Annotated in this window: 2 protein-coding genes; one reads left to right on the top strand and one right to left on the bottom strand. The window is 72.3% G+C overall.

Going from position 1 to position 1,619, the window contains the following annotated elements:
* Positions 1-699, top strand: a 699-nt coding sequence (locus ACWEBX_RS40335) for a spermidine synthase (protein WP_451889666.1), incomplete at its 5' end; no start/stop codon positions are given.
* A gap of 40 nt (positions 700-739) precedes the next feature.
* Here the strand turns inward: ACWEBX_RS40335 and ACWEBX_RS40330 are convergent.
* Entirely contained in the window at positions 740-1,564 is an 825-nt protein-coding gene (locus tag ACWEBX_RS40330) for an STM4011 family radical SAM protein (protein ID WP_451889665.1), read from the bottom strand.
* Between the last annotated feature and the right edge of the window lie 55 nt (positions 1,565-1,619).

The raw sequence follows: 1,619 nt of genomic DNA, 5'->3' as shown, positions 1-1,619 counted from the left end.
GTCCCGCCGACGGCGCAGGCTGATGTCGCCCATGGCCGTCGGCGGGACCCGCTCTCGGGCGACGACGTGTACGAGGTGAAGCTCGGCGACGAGTACCTGATGTCCAGCCTCTTCACCACGGGGGAGATCGAACTGGCCCGGCTCGGCCTGGCGGAACTGTCCGAGGGCCCGCTCGACGTCGTCGTGGGCGGACTCGGCCTCGGATACACGGCCAGGACGGCCCTGGACGATCCGCGCGTGCGCTCGCTCATCGTCGTCGACACCCTGGCCGAAGTGATCGACTGGCACCGGCGCGGGCTCGTGCCTCTCGGTGCCGGACTGGCGTCCGACCCCCGGTGCCGGCTGGTGCGCGGGGACTTCTTCGCGATGACCACCGGCACGCCGCGAGGCCTCGACCCCGACACCCCCGGCCGCCGTTTCCACGCGATCCTCCTGGACGTCGACCACTCGCCGCGCCATGTGCTGCACCCCGCCCACGCCGTGCTCTACACCCGAGCCGGTCTGACAGCCCTGACCGAACTGCTCCATCCCGGCGGTGTGTTCGCGCTGTGGTCGAACGACCCGCCGGACGACGAGTTCGGCTCGGTGCTCGCGGAGGTCTTCACGGACACCGCGGCACACGTCGTGGACTTCGACAACCCGCTCCAAGGCGGGACGGCCGCCAACACCGTCTACCTCGCCCGACGGCGCCACGACTGACACCACCCCGGACGGACGGCGGCCGCCGCGCGGCCGGCTCTCAGCCGGAGCCGGCCGCTGGGATCACGGGAAGCAGCGCCCGGCCCCGGTCGGGCAGCGCCCGCGGCACGCGTTCCAGGACGCCGCCCGCGAAGACGTCGTACAGCGGCAGCGTCTCCAGGTGTACGTAGCCGATGTGGCAGCCGCACACGGTCAGGGGGCAGGGGCGCGGGGCGAGCGCGGCACGGTAGGAGCCGTCGTACAGCCGGCCCAGTCCGGTCCGCACGAAGTGGCAGCGGCTCACCCTCCCGTCGCCGTCCACCGAGATGACCGACTCACCGGTGCGGCAGGGCAGCCCTGCCGACCGGTGCGGATGGCGGCTGAAGGGGAACAGCGGGTCGAGCGCGGTCCAATCGTCCGCCTGTTCGTCCGTGTAGGTGTGTCCTTCGGCGGCGTTCACCCACAGATACACGTGCTCCGGGAGTTCCGCGCGCAGTCTGCGCGCCGGTTCCCGGTGCTCGGGCAGACCGACGACGCCGACACTGAAGCGGACGCCCAGCTCGCCGAGCTGCCGTGTCTTGGCGACGAACCGGTCGTGCGGTGTCTGCCCCGGGTGGTACGTGCACCACAACGCCACCGTGTCCCGGTCCGCTGCCTCCAGCCAGTCGGTGCGGCAACTGAGGTTCGTCTGGATGGCCACCCGCTTGATGTGGGACCGGTGCGACAGTTCCACGAGGGCACGGCGGTACCAGGAGCGGACCAGTCCCTCGCCCCACGGGGTGAAGAGCACCGACAGCCGGTCCTCGCGTCGCTCGCCCGCCCACGCGGTGAACCTCTCCAGGGCCGCGCGGTCACCGGATGACCCCCGCACATCCCACCGGCCCACGGACCCGCACCGCCTCCCGGGGGCGGGTGCTGCCCTGGCTGGCCGTTCCGCTGCT

The organism is Streptomyces sp. NPDC005070 (assembly GCF_053600395.1).
This window is presented reverse-complemented; position numbering and strand designations above follow the sequence as displayed.